The sequence below is a fragment of the Congregibacter variabilis genome (assembly GCF_045689235.1).
In the GTDB taxonomy this organism is placed as follows: Bacteria; Pseudomonadota; Gammaproteobacteria; order Pseudomonadales; family Halieaceae; genus Congregibacter; species Congregibacter variabilis.
This window is the reverse complement of record NZ_CP136864.1, coordinates 1,582,172-1,601,459: the sequence shown is the minus strand read 5'-3', so window position 1 is coordinate 1,601,459 and position 19,288 is coordinate 1,582,172. Positions and strand designations below refer to the sequence as shown.

The 19,288-nt window shown below is 54.8% G+C and carries 18 protein-coding genes; 16 read left to right on the top strand and 2 right to left on the bottom strand.

Features of this window, described 5'->3' with window-relative positions; all coding sequences use genetic code 11:
* Positions 1–10 precede the first annotated feature (10 nt).
* The 15 genes from gspD to R0135_RS06995 all read left to right on the top strand — a co-directional run bounded on the left by gspD (position 11) and on the right by R0135_RS06995 (position 15,205).
* A complete protein-coding gene (gspD, locus tag R0135_RS07065; RefSeq protein ID WP_407349550.1) occupies positions 11–2,026 on the top strand; it encodes a type II secretion system secretin GspD in 2,016 nt (671 codons plus the stop codon).
* The gene (gene gspE, locus R0135_RS07060; protein ID WP_407349549.1) at positions 2,023–3,537 is read left to right on the top strand and encodes a type II secretion system ATPase GspE; all 1,515 of its coding nucleotides are present in this window, start codon (positions 2,023–2,025) and stop codon (positions 3,535–3,537) included. The genes gspD and gspE overlap by 4 nt, the downstream gene beginning before the upstream one ends.
* Positions 3,538–3,549: 12 nt before the next feature.
* Positions 3,550–4,770 carry a type II secretion system inner membrane protein GspF gene (gene gspF / locus R0135_RS07055; RefSeq protein WP_407349548.1) on the top strand — a complete coding sequence of 407 codons (1,221 nt, stop codon included), beginning with the start codon at positions 3,550–3,552 and terminating at the stop codon, positions 4,768–4,770.
* Positions 4,771–4,774: 4 nt separating this feature from the next.
* Positions 4,775–5,224 (top strand): type II secretion system major pseudopilin GspG, encoded by a 450-nt coding sequence (gene gspG / locus R0135_RS07050; protein ID WP_407349547.1) that lies wholly within the window; start codon positions 4,775–4,777, stop codon positions 5,222–5,224.
* 4 nt (positions 5,225–5,228) lie between these two features.
* A complete protein-coding gene (locus R0135_RS07045) occupies positions 5,229–5,810 on the top strand; it encodes a prepilin-type N-terminal cleavage/methylation domain-containing protein (protein ID WP_407349546.1) in 582 nt (193 codons plus the stop codon).
* Positions 5,788–6,213 (top strand): type II secretion system minor pseudopilin GspI, encoded by a 426-nt coding sequence (gene gspI / locus R0135_RS07040; RefSeq protein WP_407349545.1) that lies wholly within the window; start codon positions 5,788–5,790, stop codon positions 6,211–6,213. Before R0135_RS07045 ends, gspI begins: the two co-directional genes overlap by 23 nt.
* On the top strand, positions 6,206–6,856 hold the full coding sequence (gene gspJ / locus R0135_RS07035) for a type II secretion system minor pseudopilin GspJ (RefSeq protein WP_407349544.1): 651 nt from the start codon (positions 6,206–6,208) through the stop codon (positions 6,854–6,856). Before gspI ends, gspJ begins: the two co-directional genes overlap by 8 nt.
* Entirely contained in the window at positions 6,837–7,892 is a 1,056-nt protein-coding gene (gene gspK, locus R0135_RS07030) for a type II secretion system minor pseudopilin GspK (RefSeq protein WP_407349543.1), read from the top strand. The genes gspJ and gspK overlap by 20 nt, the downstream gene beginning before the upstream one ends.
* Positions 7,889–9,088 carry a type II secretion system protein GspL gene (gene gspL / locus R0135_RS07025; protein WP_407349542.1) on the top strand — a complete coding sequence of 400 codons (1,200 nt, stop codon included), beginning with the start codon at positions 7,889–7,891 and terminating at the stop codon, positions 9,086–9,088. The genes gspK and gspL overlap by 4 nt, the downstream gene beginning before the upstream one ends.
* Positions 9,085–9,564 (top strand): type II secretion system protein GspM, encoded by a 480-nt coding sequence (gspM, locus tag R0135_RS07020; protein ID WP_407349541.1) that lies wholly within the window; start codon positions 9,085–9,087, stop codon positions 9,562–9,564. Before gspL ends, gspM begins: the two co-directional genes overlap by 4 nt.
* Complete coding sequence (locus R0135_RS07015; protein ID WP_407349540.1) at positions 9,561–10,322, top strand: type II secretion system protein N; 762 nt, start codon at positions 9,561–9,563, stop codon at positions 10,320–10,322. The genes gspM and R0135_RS07015 overlap by 4 nt, the downstream gene beginning before the upstream one ends.
* A 53-nt stretch (positions 10,323–10,375) precedes the next feature.
* Positions 10,376–10,549 carry a rubredoxin gene (locus R0135_RS07010; protein WP_405268487.1) on the top strand — a complete coding sequence of 58 codons (174 nt, stop codon included), beginning with the start codon at positions 10,376–10,378 and terminating at the stop codon, positions 10,547–10,549.
* 23 nt (positions 10,550–10,572) lie between these two features.
* The gene (locus R0135_RS07005; RefSeq protein ID WP_407349539.1) at positions 10,573–12,366 is read left to right on the top strand and encodes an aminopeptidase P family protein; all 1,794 of its coding nucleotides are present in this window, start codon (positions 10,573–10,575) and stop codon (positions 12,364–12,366) included.
* 94 nt (positions 12,367–12,460) lie between these two features.
* A complete protein-coding gene (locus R0135_RS07000; protein WP_407349538.1) occupies positions 12,461–13,801 on the top strand; it encodes a sodium-dependent transporter in 1,341 nt (446 codons plus the stop codon).
* A 15-nt stretch (positions 13,802–13,816) separates the two neighbouring features.
* Complete coding sequence (locus R0135_RS06995) at positions 13,817–15,205, top strand: alanine/glycine:cation symporter family protein (protein WP_407349537.1); 1,389 nt, start codon at positions 13,817–13,819, stop codon at positions 15,203–15,205.
* Positions 15,206–15,211: 6 nt separating this feature from the next.
* Here R0135_RS06995 and cls read toward each other — a convergent pair whose 3' ends face one another.
* Positions 15,212–16,648, bottom strand: coding sequence for a cardiolipin synthase (cls, locus tag R0135_RS06990; RefSeq protein WP_407349536.1), 1,437 nt, complete (start codon positions 16,646–16,648; stop codon positions 15,212–15,214).
* Between the two features lie 338 nt (positions 16,649–16,986).
* Here cls and R0135_RS06985 point away from each other — a divergent pair, with 338 nt between their 5' ends.
* Entirely contained in the window at positions 16,987–18,165 is a 1,179-nt protein-coding gene (locus tag R0135_RS06985; RefSeq protein ID WP_407349535.1) for a pyridoxal phosphate-dependent aminotransferase, read from the top strand.
* A gap of 27 nt (positions 18,166–18,192) precedes the next feature.
* On the opposite strand, the gene R0135_RS06980 is transcribed toward R0135_RS06985, so the two are convergent.
* Positions 18,193–19,287: a S1C family serine protease gene (locus tag R0135_RS06980; protein WP_407349534.1), complete on the bottom strand. Its 1,095-nt coding sequence runs from the start codon at positions 19,285–19,287 to the stop codon at positions 18,193–18,195.
* Between the last annotated feature and the right edge of the window lies 1 nt (position 19,288).

Here is a 19,288-nt window from a genome sequence, read left to right as displayed (position 1 = left end):
GCATAGCCTGATGCGTTCAGCATTCGTGCTCCCACTGCTGCTGGGTCTTTGGGGGGCTTCGGCAAAGGCACAGGACTTCACTGTAAATCTGAAAGATACAGATATTCAGGAACTGATCAAATTCGTCTCAGAAGCCACTGATACAACGATCGTTGTTGATCCGTCGGTGAAGGGAAAGGTCAAGGTGGTTTCCTCGCGGCCGGTCAATGCCAGCGAGCTTTACGACCTGTTTCTTGCGATTCTGGATGTGCACGGCTACACCGCGGTGCGCTCCGGTGCGGTTGTGAGAGTGATTCAGAACAAGGATGCGCGATCGGCGCCGGTTCCCGTTGCTGGCGATGCTGCTCCAGGCCTCATAAATGATGAGTACATTACCCAGGTGCTCCGCCTGGATAATATCTCTGCGGCTAAGCTGATTCCCGTACTGCGCCCCCTGGTTCCGCAGCAGGCGCATATGGCGGCTTATGCACCCAGTAACGCCATTATCATTTCTGATTCCGCCTCCAATATCAGCCGCATCCGCGACATCATTGAGCGTATGGACCAGTCTGCAGTACAGGAGACCGACGTCATTGCCATGCGCTATGCGGTGGCAGAAGACGTAGTAAGAATGCTCGAGACACTCAATGCCACCGAGGCCAAGAACAACGGTGGTGAGGTAGACGTGCTCCTCGTGCCAGACAAGCGTACTAACAGTTTACTGGTGTCGGGCGACGAACTGCAGCGAGCGCGTATTCGCAAACTGGTCGCTTATGTGGACACGCCACTGGAACAGACGGGCAACGTCAAGGTCATTTATCTGGAGTACGCGCAGGCTACGGCGATCGCTGAGGTCCTTACCCGGGTAATGCAGAACATCAGCAAGCTCGACACGGGAGACAGTAAGGCCGCCCGGTCATCAAGTAATACAGCCACTATCGAAGCCGATGAGGGTACCAACTCACTGATCATTACGGCCGATCCCGATGAAATGGCCGCCGTAGAATCTGTGATCACCCGGCTGGATATCCGGCGCGCACAGGTTCTTGTGGAAGCCATTATCGTGGAACTTGAAGTCACTGACGGACAGGATCTGGGTTTGCAGTGGTTGTTTGCCAATGACAACGGATTTTATGGCAGCAGCATTAATGCCTCGGACGCACGGGCTCGGAATATTGCCGGTGCGATTCTTCCGTCCGACGGTGGTTCGGGCTCTGGTTCGACTACCGGTGACTTCGATGTGGGTAATCTGGCGGCGGCTCTCGCTGGATCTGCAGGTCTTTCCCTGGGTTGGGGTGTAGTAGGAGAAGACCTGAGTATGACTGTTATCCTCAACGCGCTTGAGGAGCAAAGCAACGCGAATATCCTGTCTACGCCAAGCCTGCTTACTTTGGATAATGAAGAAGCATTCATCACCGTGGGGCAGCAGGTTCCCTTTATCACAGGGTCCTTTACAAACACCGGTGGAAATAATGGCGCTCAGAATCCCTTTCAGACCATTGAGCGTGAGAACGTGGGTATTACGCTTACAGTAACGCCGCAGGTGAACGAGGGCGACTCGGTAGTTCTTGAGATCGAGCAGGAAGTGAACTCTCTTACCGGTGCCACGCTGGTCGCATCGGCATCGGCGGCGGATCTGATAACCAATGAGCGAAAGATTCGTACCAAGGTACTCGCAGAGGACGGTCGGATTGTCGTGCTCGGCGGATTGATAAAAGATGACGTGCAGAGTACTGAGCAGCGCGTTCCGATTCTGGGCGATATACCTTTCTTTGGAAGGCTGTTTCGCAATGATGCCGTCTCCGTGAGCAAAACCAACCTTATGATATTTATTCGCCCGACGATCATTCGCGACGATAAGGCCCTGGCCGGAGCAACTGCGCTTAAGTATCGACATATTCGGGATCAACAGCGTGTTCAAAAAGAACAGGGATTGATGTTCTTCGAAGACAGCGAGGTGCCGGTGCTGCCTGATTGGGAGCGACAGATCCTGCAGTTGGAAAAAATTCGAGACGACATCCGGGCTCCTGATGTGGAGTCGCAGTGAGCGAGGTCCAGCCCCAGCCCTCTCTTGAGTTTGCAGAGCTCGTACCGGGCAAGCTCCCGTTTAGCTTTGCCACGGCCCATCGTGTGGTCATCGACCCTCAGGCGGCACATCGTGTATTTCATGACAGTGCTCTGAGCGTTGATGTGCTTCTGGAGCTTCGCCGACGCATTGGTAAGCAGCTTGAGTTTCAGAAGCTAGCGGCAGGGGACTTCCAGGAGCAACTCTCCCTTGCGTATCAACGTGATAACAGCGAAGCGGTGCAAATGGCTGCGGACATCAGCTCAGATGTTGACTTGAGTCGTCTCGCAGAAGAGATCCCCGATGCCGGCGACTTGATGGACGCAGAGGACGATGCGCCTATCATTCGTCTGATTAACGCGATTCTTTCTGAGGCTGTTCGCGAGAAGGCCTCGGATGTTCACATCGAGACGTTTGAGGAAAAGCTCAGTATTCGCTACCGCATTGATGGTGTTCTGGCCGAGGTTTTGTCCCCGAAGCGCATGTTGGGGCCTTTACTGGTTTCCCGTCTCAAGGTTATGGCGCGACTGGACATTGCGGAGCGGCGGATTCCTCAGGATGGTCGAATATCTGTCCGCATAGCAGGTCATGCGGTGGATATCCGCATGTCGACGATACCCTCGGCCTATGGCGAACGGGTGGTGCTTCGATTGCTGGATAAGCAGTCGGGACAGTTGCAGTTGGGACAATTGGCGATGCCCAAGACCGTTTACAGCGGTTTTCGCTCTGCGCTGGCAAGCCCCCACGGAATTATTTTGGTTACCGGGCCCACCGGGTCCGGTAAGACGACCACCTTGTATGCGGGCCTGTCCGAAATTAACGACGCCGCACGGAACATCATGACCATCGAAGATCCGGTGGAATACATGCTGCCTGGCATTGGACAGACTCAGGTGAACCCCAAAGTCGACATGACTTTTGCCCGGGGACTGCGGGCGATTTTGCGTCAGGATCCGGATGTAGTGATGGTCGGGGAAATCCGTGATCTTGAGACAGCGGAGATCGCCGTGCAGGCGTCTTTAACGGGCCACCTGGTGCTGTCCACCTTGCACACCAATACGGCTATCGGAGCGGTGACTCGACTTCAGGATATGGGCGTTGAGTCTTTTTTGCTGTCCTCGAGCTTGATTGCGGTTATGGCCCAGCGCCTGGTTAGGATGTTGTGTCCCGAGTGTCGCCGCGCGACGACGCCGACGGCTGCGGAAGCCGCTATGCTGAGCATTCAAAGCCACGATCTTGCCAGCACAACAATTTATCAGCCGGGGGGGTGTTCGAGCTGCAATCACAGCGGTTATCGCGGGCGTAGTGCGATCTACGAACTCATAGAGGTTGATGATCAACTGCGAGCCCTTATTCATGATGGTGCTTCAGAGCAGGCAATGAATGAGCATGCCCGGAAACATGCGGCAAGTATTCAAGATGACGGTAGACGGCGTATTCTTGAGGGCGACACAAGCCTTCAGGAAGTTCTGCGTGTCACCTCAGTAGCCTAAAGGCGCTAAATCGTGACGGCTTATCGCTATCGTGCGCTCAACCCAGGAGGCAAACTGGTGCGTGGCGTTCTGGAGGCAGACTCCGAGCGTCATGTTCGCGTTCAGCTGCGCACACAAAAGCTAAGGCCTATCGAGGTGCAAAGTGCGGCTCGTGCCGAAGCCGCTAATAGCAGTCTACGACAGCGCTTTCTTCCCACTCGTATCAAGGGGTCGGATCTTGCTCTGTTGACCCGGCAGCTCGCCACACTGGTCCAATCCAATTTGCCTTTGGCCGAGTGTCTTCAGGCGGCGGCAGAGCAAACTCGACGTCCTCGCATCAAGGCTATGCTTTTGCAGATTCGATCGAGGGTGAGTGAAGGGCACACACTAGCCTATGCAATGGCCGAGTTTCCCCTGGCCTTTAATGAGATGTATCGCGCCATGGTGACGGCAGGGGAGCACGCTGGCTTTCTGGGCCCCGTGCTTGAACAACTGGCGGATTACGCCGAGAAACGGCAGCACAGCGGCCAGCAGTTGCGTATGGCTATGATTTACCCGTTTATTTTGCTGGCAGTAGCCGTTGCCGTGATCGTTGCGCTTATGGTTTTTGTGGTGCCTGAGCTCATCGGTATTTTTTCTCAGAGTAACCGGGAGCTGCCGACGCTAACGGTTGTTCTGATCGCGGCCAGTGATTTTTTCAGGTCCTACAGCCTTTGGTTATTGCTTGGTCTGGTGTCAGCAGGGGTTGTTATGCGCCGCCTGCTTCGCAATCCCCGGCGGAGAATGGCCTGGCATGCTTTGCTGCTTCGTCTGCCGGGTATATCTGGATTACTGATCGCTCTTGATACTGCGCGATTCGCCTCTACGCTAAGTATTCTTATGGCCAGCGGGGTCCCTTTGCTCGAAGCATTGAGGATCGCCGGTCAGGTGTTGGTCAATCTGGTGCTGAGGGCAGAAAGTGAGGATGTAGCACTGCGTGTACAGGAAGGCAGCAGTCTTAGTAGAGCGCTGGCCAGTGCGGGACATTTTCCGCCGATGATGGTGCATATGGTTGCCAGTGGTGAGAGCAGTGGTTCTTTGGAAGATATGCTCGAGCGCTCGGCAAACAATCAAGAGCGAGAGCTCGAAATGACTCTGGGTACGGTTATGGGTTTGTTCGAGCCGCTCATGGTGGTTTTTATGGGGGGAATGGTTTTGCTTATTGTGCTGGCTATTCTCCTGCCAATTTTTGATCTAAATACGATGGTGAGGTAAGCAGATGCAGCGCACAGCAGGTATGGCGCGCCAAAGCGGATTTTCCCTTGTGGAAATTCTGGTGGTGCTGGTAATCATGGGGTTGCTGATCAGCATTGTGGCGCCGACGGTGCTCAATCGCGCGGACGATGCGCGTATTCAGAAGGCGCAGGCGGACTTCAAGGCCATCGAAACCGCGCTCAAGATTTATCGTCTGGATAACTACGTGTATCCGACCACCGAGCAGGGGCTAGAAGCGCTGGTCAGCGCCAGTTCTATCGACCCTGTTCCCAGGAACTTCAAGGATGGCGGGTATCTTGCAGAACTACCCCTGGATCCCTGGGGACGGCCCTATTTGTACCTGAGCCCGGGAGAGAATGGCGAGATCGATATCTACACTTTGGGTGCCGATGGCCTTTCCGGTGGCGAGAATCAGAACGCAGATATTGGGAACTGGAAAGAGGATCAGGGCTGACATCATGATTTGTGGTCGCGGATTTAGCTTGATCGAAATGCTGGTCGTGCTTTTTGTGATCGTGTTAATGACCAGTCTTGTGACACTCAATGTTAGTTCCGGAGCTGGTGATCGTCTGGTCCAGGAGCGTCTCGAAACCCTCGTTGCCGTGGCCGCTTATGCATTGGATGAGGCGCAGTTCAGTGGTAGCGACTTTGGTGTCCTGTTTGCTAATAGCGTCAACGAGCGTGGCGAGCCTACATTGACTGCTCACTGGCGACAGCGTCTGAATCAGGGTTGGCGTGGACCCCAGGATTCTGCTGAAGTCTTTGAATCTCTGGAGTTTCCCGGCAACGTGCGTTTACAGATTCGACTTGATGATGTGGAGCTGCTGCCTGCTGCCATGGATGCGGTTGATCCTTTGGCGGGGGCTATACCTCAGTGGCTTATGCTTTCCAGTGGCGAGACTCAAGCCGGAGAGTTGCTGATCAGGAATCGCGACGACGATGTTCTGCTCTGGCGTTTGAGCTGGGATGCTCTGGGACGATTTAGGCAGTTTCGCGGCGACAATGACGAGACGGTGGATGAGTATGCCGTTGCCCGATAAACGCTTTGCAAAGTTGTCGGGTTTTACGCTCATTGAGGTGATGGTCGCTCTAGCCATTGTGGCTTTGGCTGTTCCGGCGCTGCTCTTCACTATCGATCAGCAGATTGATGGCACAGCCTATATTCGCGATCGCTCACTTGCCCAGGTGGTGGCGAGTAATCGTCTGGCAGAGCTGCGTCTGGCACTTCGCAACGGTGGACAAACACTCCGGGGTAGCACAACCGGGAGCGAGGAAATGGCGGGAAGGACCTGGCAATGGAAAGTGCAGAGTCAGGCAACCGAGGTTCCGGATTTCTCCCGGGTAGAAGTTCAGATAAGAGTCCAGGATAGCGCAGAGGGGCCGGCGCTTTATACGCTGGTTGCTTTTTTGGCGGCACGAAGTGATGGCGCCGCCAGTGGCTGACGCGCGACACAGCGGGTTTACTCTCGTGGAGGTGCTTATCGCATTGGCGATAACCGCGTTTGTTGCTGCAGCTTCTTATAGTGGGATATCGTCGACCCTCACGGCTGCACAACAACTACGAAGTGCAAGCGAGCGGACCCGCAACCTCAACCGTGCGCTGGCCTTACTCACGCGAGACTTGCGGCAATTCAGTGATCGATCGGTGCGCGATGAGTTCGGTGCGGTGCAGCCAGCGCTGAGCGGTGGGCCGCTGGGCTTTTATCCACTGTCGCTGACCCGGGATGGTTGGACCAACAGTCTGCGGCAGCCCCGCAGTGAACTTCAGCGGGTCTTTTACTACATTGAGGAAGGTGCACTGTGGCGGGCGTATTACCCGGTGTTAGATAGAGCCGTCGATGTAGAGCCCCAGCGCATGGAGTTACTCGGCGGCGTTAACGCTATGGAGCTGCGCTTTCTTGATGTTTTGGGCAATCTTGAAGTCGATGGTGATTTAGTCGTCGATACCCGCTCCTGGGCACAAAACTGGGTAGCTCAGCCGGCCGGGGGATCCGCAGTACCCCAACCTCCGGTTGCGCTGGAGATACGTCTTGAGTTGGACGATCTTGGCGAGATAAGACGACTTTATGAACTCCCTGTACGTTAGCGTGAGCCTTCCTCGATCCCAGAGGGGTGTTGCCTTGGTGGTGGCATTACTAGTGTTCGCGATTTGCGCTGCGGTACTGGTTGCCCTGCAACGGGATTTTGATCTTGGCTACCGTCGCGGTCTAAACAGCTTTGTCGCAGAGCAGAGCTGGTCCTATCTGCGGGGAGCTGAAGATCTTGCCTCTTTGGCGTTAACTCTGGACTACGATGCCGATCTGGCAAGTGAGACGGCGCGGGACGACCTCAATGAGTTATGGGCGCAACCAGCGGCACCGTACGCTCTTGACGATGGGGGTTGGATGTTCGGAAGCCTCAGTGATCTGCAGGGGCGTTTTAACCTGAATAGTCTAGGTGATCCTCCCGCTGCCGATGCTGTGGCCTATAGTCCGGCGCAGGAGACCTTTATTCGGCTTCTCCAGGCGCTGGAGACAGTCGAGCTTGATCAATTCACTGCCATCGCGCTTACCGACGCTGTTGGGGATTGGATAGATGCAGATGATGAGCCCAGGCTCAACGGTGCGGAGAGCGCCTACTACGTCAGTCTTCAGCCCTCCTATCGGCCGGGAAATCGTCCAATGATGAGTGCCAGCGAGTTGCTGGCTGTCGCGAATATGACGCCTGAGATTTATCAGGCGCTGCGTCCTTATGTGACTGTCTGGCCCCAGGTGCCCACTGCTATCAATATTCACACCGCAGCACTGCCCGTCCTTCGGGCTTTAAATGCAGACCGGAGTTTGCAGCCCTTATCGAGCAGTGAGGGGGAGTCTCTGCTGCAGCTTCGGGAAGACGCAGGTTTCGCGAGTCTTGAGGAATTCTTGCAACTGCCGGTTTTTACCAGTGATCCCAGCTCTGGTATCGCGACACTTGTGACTGAGTCCTCATCGTATTTTTTACTCGCGTCGCGAGTGGAGATTGCCGACCGTGAGCAGCGGTTGTACAGTGTGCTTCGCCGCCAGGCTCGTCAGATTGACGTGCTGCAACGAATCAACGCAAGCCTATACGATATGCCCAATCCTCCTGCCAAGAGTTCCCAGTGAGCGACAATTTAAGCGTGCTTTTCCTTCGGGGTGATGCCCTGCATTGGTTGGATGCGGGGGAGGTGTATGCCTTGAGCCATGACGCAACTGAGCAAAAGGATCGCCTGCGGCAGAGTTTGGCTCATAAAGGACACGGTGTGGTGTTTGCTGTTCCGGGCTCCGAAGCTCGCTTATTGGAACTGGCAGTCAGCCCGGAAGAGCGCAAACACCTGGGCGCGTCTCTGCCTTTTATGCTTGAGGAATCACTCTCTGACAGTATCGACGGTGTGCACTTCGCGCGCATGTCTTTGGATCGAGACCATTACGCGGTAGCCATGGTGGATCGTCAGTCCATGCAAAACTGGCAGGAGATCCTGGGAGAGTTTGCGAGTCTTGTGCCCTGGGTCCCTGAGCCGCTTCTGCTGCCCTGGTCACCCGGGGAATGGACGCTGGTGCTCGAGAAGGACAGCACCTTGCTACGCTACGGTCGCAGCCTGGGGACTCGTATTGAAAATGCTCTGCTACCGATGTTGCTTGAAACCCTGGGTAACGAGTCGCCAGCAGAGAGTGTCATTGTGTATGGTCAGGACGAGGCTGCAGATCTTGCGCTGCTAGCGCCTCTGGGAGCTGTGAGCACGCAGTGGCGCAAGGGCGGGCTAGCTTCAGCATTATTGCTTCATGATCAGACTGAAACAGGTATCAATCTGTTGCAGGGGGAATTTGCGCCACAGCTGCCCTATGCGAAATGGTGGAGTCAGTGGCGTAAGGTCGCAGCCTTAACGCTTGTGGCGCTTAGTATTCACCTACTCTCGGGATGGTTGGATTTGAGACGCCTTGAGCGCGAAAACCTCGTTTTGCGCACAGAGATCCAATCGGTTTATCGCCAGGTCAATCCTCGCGGGGCGGTTGTGGATGCGCAGAAGCAGCTTCAAAGGCAGTTGGACAGTTTGCGTGGGGGCGGCACCGGAACCACCTTCACGGGTTTGCTTGCGCCCCTGGGCGACTTGTTTTCTCCCGATAGCGACTTGGTTTTGGCCAGCCTCAGTTACAGCCAACGTAATGCCGAGTTGCGGGTTAATTTATTGGCCGCCAATTTTGCCGATGTCGAAACTCTCAGGGTTGCTCTTGAGGCTGCAGGTTTTATAGCAAGTCTCGAAAGCTCCTCGCGAAGCGGTGACCGCGTCCGGGCGCGGCTACGCATTGGAGATCGCCCATGAAGGATTGGTTTGAGCGTTTTTCTTTGCGTGATCAACTGGCACTGCTGATCATGTTGTCGGTGGTTTTTGTCTATGTGGTCGTACTGTTTGTTGTTCGTCCTCTGGGACAGGCAAGACAAGAGCTATCAGCGCGGAACGCCGCAACCGCGGCGGTGCTGCAGCGAGTAGATGCCATGGCTACAGAGATTCAGTCGCTGCGCGGTGCGCAAAGTGACGGCGGGACTGCGTCCTCGGTGAATCTCAGTGCGTCGTTAAACGAAAGCGCCAGTCGCTATCTTCTTCGGGTGAGTCGTCTTCAGCCAAACAGCCAGGGCTCAGTGCAGCTTCGCTTTGAGTCGGCTCCTTTAGAGGCTTTTTTGCGCTGGATCTACGAGCTAGAGACGCTTCAGGGTTTGCGGGTAGATGATGTATCGCTCAGCCAAACCAGTAATGCCGGTGTCGTCAGCGCCACCCTTCGCGTAGCTGCATTTAAATGACACCGCGTTTTTGGCTTCCGGCGCTGGTCGGCATTGCGCTGCTGTTATTCATTCTGGGCTTGAACATGCCCGCCCGATTACTGCCATATTTTCTTGATAGCCAAACTATACAGATTTCAGGTGTTGCCGGAACGCTCCGCGCAGGAACAGCGTCGCGGGCGCGCTTGACGTTCCCGGGGGCCAATTTTCATTTAGGACAGCTCAGCTGGGAAATTGCGCCATTAAGCCTGCTCCGACTAACGCCCCGGGTTCAGGTGAGCAGTGTGTGGGGAGATCAAAGAGCCAGTTTAGCGCTGCAGCTGGATGGCGACAGTCTCGAACTGCGGGCAGTGGATGTGAATCTCAATGCAGCTCTTTTAAAGCAGGTGTTGCCCGTGGAGTTGCAGGGGCGTCTCGGATTGCTCTTTGATGAAGTTACCGTACGGGCGAATGATTTGTTGCGCGCCGATGGACGCCTTGTTTGGCAGGATGCTGCCTGGCAGTCTCCGGGTGGTCGACGGGTGCTGGGTAACTATGTGGCTACTTTCACGAGCCCAGCTGAGAAACAGACACGGGCCGATATTGTTACTCTGAGCGGCCCCGTGCAGGCAACCGGGGCGGTGACACTTAATGAGCGGCGTTACGCTATAGATTTGTTTATCGAAAGTTCGGGGCAGGAGTTTGACGCTGAGCTGGCGCAGGCGCTTTCACTCATTGCCAGCCCCGAAAAAAATGGCTACCGTCTGCGCCTTGATGGCGAACTGTCGCCGGGCTCTTAAGCCCCACCAACGAAGCTTTTCTTTTAATTGTGGTATTCGGAGATCAGAACACTATGAGTGAACAGTCCTTTCGCAAGTTTGAATGCATTGTTTGTGGCTTGATTTACGATGAGGCCGAGGGCTGGCCTGACGATGGAATTCCTGCTGGAACACTTTGGGAAGATGTTCCGGAAGACTGGCTATGCCCCGACTGCGGTGTGGGTAAAGAAGACTTCGAGCAGATCTGATCAATAACACGGCGGTGAACGAAATGGCAGCTGCGAGTCAGAAAGCGAATCTGGATTCTTTGCGCAAAGAGCTCGTGTCTCGCGGGGTCGATGCCTTTTGCGTGCCTCGAGCGGACGAGTATCTTGGCGAATATATTCCTGCTCACAATGAGCGTTTGCGTTGGCTCACGGACTTCACTGGTTCCGCAGGCATGGCCGTTGTTACGACAAACAACGCGGCGATATTCACCGACGGTCGCTACACCGTGCAGGTGCGTCGTCAGGTTGATGGCCAGCAGTATGAATATCGCCGTCTTATAGAAGAGCCGCCATTGTCTTGGCTGACCGAGCAGCTCGATGCCGGTAGCAAGGTTCTTCTCGACCCGCGCATGTGTACCCTCGATTGGTACCAACAGGCAAACAAGGTCTTGGGAGCAGCGGGTATAGAGCTCGTCCTGAGCATCGATAATCCTATTGATCAATGCTGGGAGAGCCGCCCCGAGGCGAACGTGGCGAAGGCTTTGTTGTTGGATGAGTCCTTCACCGGGGAACATAGTCTGAGCAAACGCCAGCGGCTTGGAAAATCCATCGGCGAACTTGGTGCGGATGCAGCGTTGATCTTTGCACCAGATTCGGTGAGCTGGCTGCTAAATGTCCGCGGTCGGGACGTTCCACGATTACCTGTACTGCTTGGCTGTGCGGTTCTTGAAGCCTCTGGCGATCTACATTTGCTGGTAGACAAAGGGCGTGTCCCAGAAGGCTTTCATGAGCATTGCGGTGGCGGCGTTTCGATCATTGCTGAGGGTGAGGCCAGCGAGTTATTAGGCGCCTGGACGGGAAAAACAGTACTGGCGGATCCAGCTACGGCAAGCGCGTGGACCCAGTTAAGTCTGGAAGCCGGTGGTGCGACGCTTATGGCTGGCGAAGATCCGGTGTTGCTACCCAAAGCCTGTAAGAACGCCGTCGAAGTCGCTGGTGCGCAAGAGGCCCATCGTCGTGATGCCGTCGCTGAGATCCGTTTTCTTGCCTGGCTCGACGCGGAGGTGGCCGCCGGTCGATACCATGATGAGGCTGAGGTATCTGACCATCTCGGTGCTTTACGTGCTGAGGGAGAACTCTTTCACGAGCTCTCCTTTGACACGATCTCGGCATCTGCATCCAACGGCGCTATGTGTCACTACAATCATCAAGACAACACTCCGGCGTCGCTGCAAGCCAATAGTTTGTATTTGGTGGATAGTGGTGGCCAATATTCTGATGGCACCACGGATATAACGCGGACCGTAGCCGTTGGCGAGGTGACTCAGGAGATGCGTGAGTTGTTTACCCTGGTCCTCAAGGGGCACATCGCGCTGGACAGGGCGCGTTTTCCCAAGGGAACCACCGGTACCCACCTGGATGTATTGGCACGACAGTTCCTATGGCAGACAGGTCGGGATTATGACCACGGAACGGGTCATGGCGTAGGGGCGTTTTTGAGTGTCCATGAGGGCCCTCAGCGCATCGCCAAGGCCTGGAACGCAACCGCACTTGCGCCGGGAATGATCGTCAGCAATGAGCCAGGCTATTACCGAGATGGCGCCTTTGGTATTCGTTGTGAAAACCTTTGTGTAGTGCGTGAAGCGGACACTTCATCGCAGGAAGTGCCGATGTTGGAGTTTGAGGCTCTGACACTTGTGCCCTTCGATAAGCGATTGATCGAGATTGCTTTGCTCAGTAGCGAAGAGCGGGAGTGGATCGATACTTATCACGCTCGTGTAGCAGCACAAATCATGGAGCGTCTGGAGAACCCCGGCGATCGTGATTGGCTTGCCGCCGCCACGACAGCACTTGCTTAGCTAAACGCTGCAGTTTGGCTGAAGCCTTGGACGCTTTTGTGTAGACTCCGAGGCTGACCCACGCTCGGAGTTTTTGTTATGGCGGCAGCCGGCGGTGCGAACTCGCACTGGACCTCTCGATTTGCATTCCTTCATGGCCTCGGTGGGCTTTGCCGTTGGCTTGGGTAACATCTGGCGATTTCCTTATGTAACCGGTGAGAACGGTGGCGCCGCTTTTGTACTCATCTATCTGGGATGTGCATTTCTCATCGGTGTGCCGATTCTCATGGCCGAGCTGATGATCGGGCGGCGGGGCGATGCCGCTCCGCCGATCGCTATGGCAAACGTTGCCAAGGAGAGTAAGCGCAGTCCCCAATGGCGCTGGGTAGGCGGCATGGGCCTCCTTGCTGCGTTTACCATTGAGATCGTCTATTCCGTGGTGGTTGGCTGGGTGCTTTGGTATCTGTTTAAGGCTATTACCACCGGTTTTGCCGGCGTTGACGCGATGAATGCGGAGGCGCAGTTTACCGCGGTCCTCGCTGATAATTGGGGCATGCTTTTTTGGACCCTCGCAGGACTCGCCATTACCGGGCTGATTATCTTCGCGGGCATCAAAAATGGTATTGAGCGTGCGGTGACGATCATGATGCCGCTGATGTTTGTATTGCTGCTGGTGTTGGCGGGATTCAATATCTTTGCCGGAGGTTTTTGGGAAGCCGTTGCGTGGCTGTTTACACCAGACTTTAGCAAGGTGAGCTACGCCACGGTGTTGGCGGCTATCGGACAGGCGTTTTTCTCTATAGGCGTTGCCATGGGCGGCATGATGACCTATGGATCGTACTTGCCTCGTAGTATTTCTATCAGTCAATCAGTGCTGATTATTGTCATAGCAGACACAGCTGTGGCTCTCTTGGCCGGCTTGGTGATATTCCCTGCGGTATTCAATTTCGGGCTAGATCCTGCAGCGGGAGCCGGACTGATCTTCCAAACGTTGCCGGTGGCCTTTGCGCAAATGCCCGGAGGCTATGTATTTGCGGTCCTGTTCTTCTTGATGTTGGCTGTAGCGGGCATTACATCCATGGTAGGACTGGTCGAGTCAGTGAACGCCTGGATCGAAGAACACTATGGCGTGTCCCGTCACATCAGTGCTTTGGTGGTGGTCGGTTCCGTCGCTGTTTTGAGTGTCTTGAGCATCTTGTCCTACAACGTTCTGGAAGGATTAAGTGTGGGCGATCGAAACTTCAACGATGTCATGGACTACTTCTCTAATCAGATACTGCTGCCACTCGGTGGTTTGTTTATCGCGATTTTTGCAGGTTGGTTTATGCGTCGAGAACACTCCAAAGAGGAGTTCGCTACGCTCAGTGCCCCTGGCTATGCGATCTGGTACTTCCTTATCCGTTATGTAGTGCCACCGGCACTCCTGGTTATTTTTATCTTGGGCGTCACTGAGTAGACGCGAGGAAGCATCATGCTAGCTATATTGAGTGACCTCCTTTGGAGCAAGGTCCTTGTTGTGATGCTTGTGGGCATCGGTTTGTACTTTACCGTTGCCTCGCGTTTTGTGCAGTTCCGGTACTTCGGGCGCATGTTTGCTGTGTTGGGTACAGCCTTACATCACGAAAAGGGACACGTCAGCTCGTTTCAGGCTCTGGTTGTCAGTGTTGCCGGCCGCGTTGGGGGCGGCAATATCGCCGGCGTCGCAGTGGCAATCACCCTTGGTGGACCGGGTGCGGTCTTCTGGATGTGGGTCATTGGCCTCATGGGGATGGCAACGAGTTTCTTTGAATGTTCTCTGGCGCAGTTGTACAAACGCTACGAGCCTGATGGCACTTTTCGTGGTGGTCCGGCCTACTACCTCACGCGCGGAATCAATCAACGCGGGTTGGCAGTGATTTATTCGCTGCTGTTGTTGATCACTTTTGGCTTTGGCTTCAACGCGGTGCAGTCCTATGTGGTTGCTACCTCACTGGAGGTCTCCTTTGGCGTACCAACCTGGGTGAGCGGTCTGGCCCTGGTCGCTTTTCTGGGCTTCGTAATTTTCGGCGGAATTCAACGCATCGCTTCCGTGTCAGAAATTGTTGTACCGGTAATGGCGGTCAGTTACTTCGCGTGTGCGCTGCTTGTGATTGGTCTGAATATTCAGGACGTGCCTGCGGCGTTTGCCAGTATTGTGCGTAGCGCTTTTGGTCTGGATCCGGCGCTGGGTGGCGGAATCGGTGTGGCGATCATGCAGGGCGTTAAGCGAGGCCTGTTCAGCAACGAGGCCGGTCTGGGTAGCGCGCCCAACGTGGCGGCAGTCGCTTATGTGCCGCATCCTGCTAATCAGGGCATTGTGCAGGCCTTTAGTGTATTCATTGATACCATTGTGATGTGCAGCTGTACGGCGCTGATCATCTTACTGTCGGACGTTTATCAGCCCGGGGATGCTTCTATCTCTGGTGTGGCCTTGACCCAGAACGCTCTCGCGGAGCATTTGGGGGCCTGGGGCGGAAGTTTTGTGAGCATTGCTCTGGTGATGTTTGCCTTTAGTTCCATTATGTATAACTACTATCTGGGTGAGAACGCGCTCAATTACTTTAGTGAAGACAATCGAACCCTGTTTTCGGTTTTTCGTATCACTGTTTTGGCCCTGGTCTTCTGGGGTGCGGCACAGGATCTTGCCACGGTCTTTGGGTTTGCGGATCTGACCATGGGTCTTTTGGGCGTCGTGAACCTTATAGGCTTACTGTGGATGTCAAAGCTGGCCCTGCGGATTTTAAAGGACTACGACCAGCAGTTGAGCGAAGGCAAAGCCCCTCGCTTAAACGCAGACGATTACGCTGACCTTGATATCGATCGTCGGGCCTGGCCTGACTGAAGGCCTCTATAAAACCGGAGACATCAACCGAGCTGCGGCAGTGGCCAGGGGAAACCAAAAGGGTTTTCTTCCCAGTTCTTCTTCGGTGACCAGCCGGGACTGACCAAAGTCTTTGAGTAGCATAGTCTCCACCTCATCGCAAAATCCTTCGTCATGTACGAGCGCGGTGATTTCAAAATTCAGCCGGAAAGAGCGATTATCAAAGTTAGCCGTTCCTACGCCGGCTAGCTCCCTGTCCAGCAATAACACTTTCTGGTGCATGAACGCGGGCTCATAGCGATACACCGCCACTCCTGCCGGTAACAGCTCCCGGGTAAATGACCAGTTCGCAAGGCCAACTACTGGTCCATCGGCGTTGTTTGGAATCATGACGCGAACATCGACGCCTCGTAGCGCGGCGAGCTGCAGTGCCGCAATAATGCCCCGATCAGGAACGAAATAGGGGCTGGCTATCCATACGCGATCCTTGGCCTGGGTAATCACCTGATGAAACATCAATCCCGCCTCATCGAATTCACTGGCAGGGTCCGATGGAAACAGCAGTACGGAGCAGTTCCCTGGTGCGCCACGCTCTATCTGCCAATTGATCTCAAGTTGTTCCCGGCGTGCCCACAACCAATCGGTAGCAAAGGTAAGTTCGGCGCCAATCACGGCGGGGCCTGAAATTTTGACATGCGTATCTCGCCAGGGACCGCGCTCTTCGCTTTCGCCTAAATATTCGATTCCTACGTTGTGTCCGCCTATCCAGGCACTGCTGCCATCGACAACAACGACTTTTCGATGATTGCGAAAATTGATCTGGAATCGGTTTCGTCGCCCTTGCCGGGTGTTGAAAGCGGCGAGTTGCACACCGGCCTGGCGAAGCTTCTTGTACAGCTGGCTTTTGCTAAAGCTGCGTGAGCCCACCTCGTCATAGAGTAGACAAACTCTCAGTCCTGCCTGTGCTTTTTCTGCCAGCACCTTACCCAGGCGCTGACCCAGAGCGTCATCTCGAAGAATGTAGAACTGAAACAAGATGTAATGGTTCGCGCTGCGAAGTCCCGCTTCGATACTGTCAAAGGTCGCGTAACCGTCGATGAGCAGTTCAACCGCATTGCCTCGCACGGTCGGCAGGCGTGCGAGACGCTGAAGGCTGCGATAAAACGCTTTGGATGCATCGCTAGCCTGGAAGTCAAATAGCTCGTTCCGGGGAAGTTGTAATCTCGCCTCTGCCTGGGCTTCTATTTGCGCACGTTCCCGGATGTATCCTTCAAACTTATTTCGTCCAAACACCAGGTACAGCGGGACGCTGAGATAGGGTAGCGTTAGTAGTGATACCACCCAGGCGATAGAACCTTGCGCCGTACGCGCCTGAAGAATGGCATCAATCGCGCTGGCAATCGCCATCACGTAGATTAGCGCGAGAACGATGCCGATTATTTCGGGACTATAGTTAAGTTCCATAAGCTGATTCTAGCAGCGCAATTAGGATCCATGGCTAATCGATGCGAGTGCCTCTATGTTGCGTCACTACTGTCTACGGTAGGGGGCTTCGGCATATTTTGAGGCGCAGTTTGCTGCGTATTGGGTGCCGATGTCGGCACCGGATGTTCACCGGGGATAAACTGAATCACTCCCAGCACTAACAAAAATAGGCTTAGAAGTAGCCATTTGTGCCAGCTTTTCATTAACTTTCTCTCATCTTCACGATAGCTCAGTGGATCAGGTTAGCACGCCCGCAAGCGATGTTGATGCCTTGGCTACGGTATAATCAGCACCTATCCAAAATCGAGTTCTGCGCTATGTTTACTCCAACTTACGCTCGCATTACTGAGCGGCTCTCTGCCGAAGGTAGTGATGTTTGGGCTGTTCATGAGCGTGCCCTTAAGATGCAGCGAAACGGTGACGATGTCATTTTGTTGTCTGTAGGGGATCCGGATTTTCGGACTCCTGAACCTATCATCGACAATGCCGTCAGCCATCTGCGAGTGGGGCGCACCCACTATTCTCCTTCGCTTGGCGAAATTAAGTTGCGGCGGGCGGTTGCGGATCTGGAAACCCAGAGTTCTCCACATCCCTGCACAGCCGACGAGGTCGCAATTTTTCCTGGTGCCACGTCCGCCATTCATGCGGTCTTATCCTGTCTCTTGAACCCTGGGGACGAAATCGTTGTACCTGAACCCATGTACGTTGGATACAACCCGATATTTAGGGGTCTGGACCTGAATCTTCGAACCACGCCTTTAGATGTAGAGCATGATTTTGCGTTGAACGTAGAAACGCTGAAGTCGACTCTCAGCGATAAAACACGGGTACTGTTTATCAACACGCCTGGTAATCCCACCGGAGCAATCATTCCTGCCTCGGATATACGGGAGCTAGCTGCCTATTGCCTGGAGAAAAACATCTGGTTGGTTTGCGATGAGGTTTACTCGATGTTTTGCTACGAAGGAAAGCACATGTCTGCTCGAGCGAGTGCCGAATGTCTCGACAACGTGGTAATGATTGACGGCCTATCCAAGTCTCACGCAATGAGCGGCTGGCGTATAGGCTGGGTAGTGGCACCTCCCACACTTATCGAACGGCTCGGCGAGTACGCCGGTGCGACCCTATTTGGCAGTCCCCAGTTTATTCAGGATGCCAGCGCCTTTGCCTTGGAGAACGACCAGCAGTATGTCAAGGAAATGCGGAATGAGTACCGCGAGCGGCGGGACTATATGTTGGACAAGCTGTCGAAAGTGAAAAACCTTCATTGCAGTCGACCGCACGCTGGTATGTTTATCATGTGCGACGTTTCGCGCACAGGATTAAGTGGTAGGCAGTTCGCGGATCAATTGCTGGAGCAGCAGGGGGTATCGGTGATTCCCGGTGCTGCATTCGGACCGTCGGCGGAAAACTTTGTTCGCCTGGGCCTGGCACAAAATCGTTCGGTGCTAAAACGGGCCTGTAAACGTATCAAGCACTTTTGCGCTTCCCTATAGTCCGGGAGCGGGCGCTGCGGTTTGCGTTTATTGGGACTCGGTTAGCTTTACGTCCAGATCTACTTCAGCGTCACCCCGCCGGGCACGTACGGAAATACGGTCCCCGGCTTTGTGGCTTTCCATGATCGAGAGGTAATCATCATGGTCATCTACCGGCTGACCATCGATGGCAATGATGATGTCGCCGAGCCTCAGGTCGCCCTGGGAGCTGCGTGAAATACCTCGCAGCCCTGCCTCGGCAGCGGGAAGCCCGGGAAACACCCTGACCACCGGTAGACCTTTGATGGCGTAGCGGCGGCGCCAGCGATCACTGGCGAGTTCGACTCCCATGATGGGCCGCAATATGCGGCCGTAGCTGATGAGCTGGGGCACTACTTCTTTTACGGTGTTCACCGGAATAGCAAAGCCAATACCCGCGCTTGCGCCACTGGGACTATAGATAGCCGTATTAACCCCGATCAGTTGTCCCAGCGAGTTCAATAGCGGACCGCCGGAATTGCCGGGATTGATGGCGGCATCGGTTTGCACAACGCCGCGTATCTGGCGTCCGCTGGGCGCTCGAATCTCTCTACCCAGAGCGCTGACGACGCCTGTGGTCAGCGTGGTATCAAGGCCAAAAGGATTGCCGATGGCGAGAACTTTCCGGCCCACCGACAGCTCGGTGGAATCGCCAAGGGGTAAAGTCGTTAAATCTTTAGGAGGCTCCAGCAGCCGCAGCACCGCAAGATCTTTCTCCGGGGCAATGCCTATGAGTTCCGCTTTATAGCTGCTGCCGTCCTGCAAAGTGACCTGCATTCGGTTGGCTTCAGCCACCACATGGTAGTTGGTGACAATCAGTCCACTGGCGTGCCAAATAAAGCCCGATCCGGAGCCTTTGGGAATCTCCATGACGTCCAGAGAAAACCGACTGCGCCGCCGCAGGGTCGTCGTGGTGACATAAACCACCGCCGGGCTAGCCTTGCTGAAGATCTCGGTACTGTTGGCCTCATCTTCTGTGGCAAAGCTTAGGTAATCCGTAGTTTCAGCGGTAAATGCAGTACCCGGAACCAGGAGCATCAGCGGCAGTGCTGCTTTGAGCAGCGCCGACTTCAGCGATATGCCGCGAGTAAGTCTGCCAAGCATA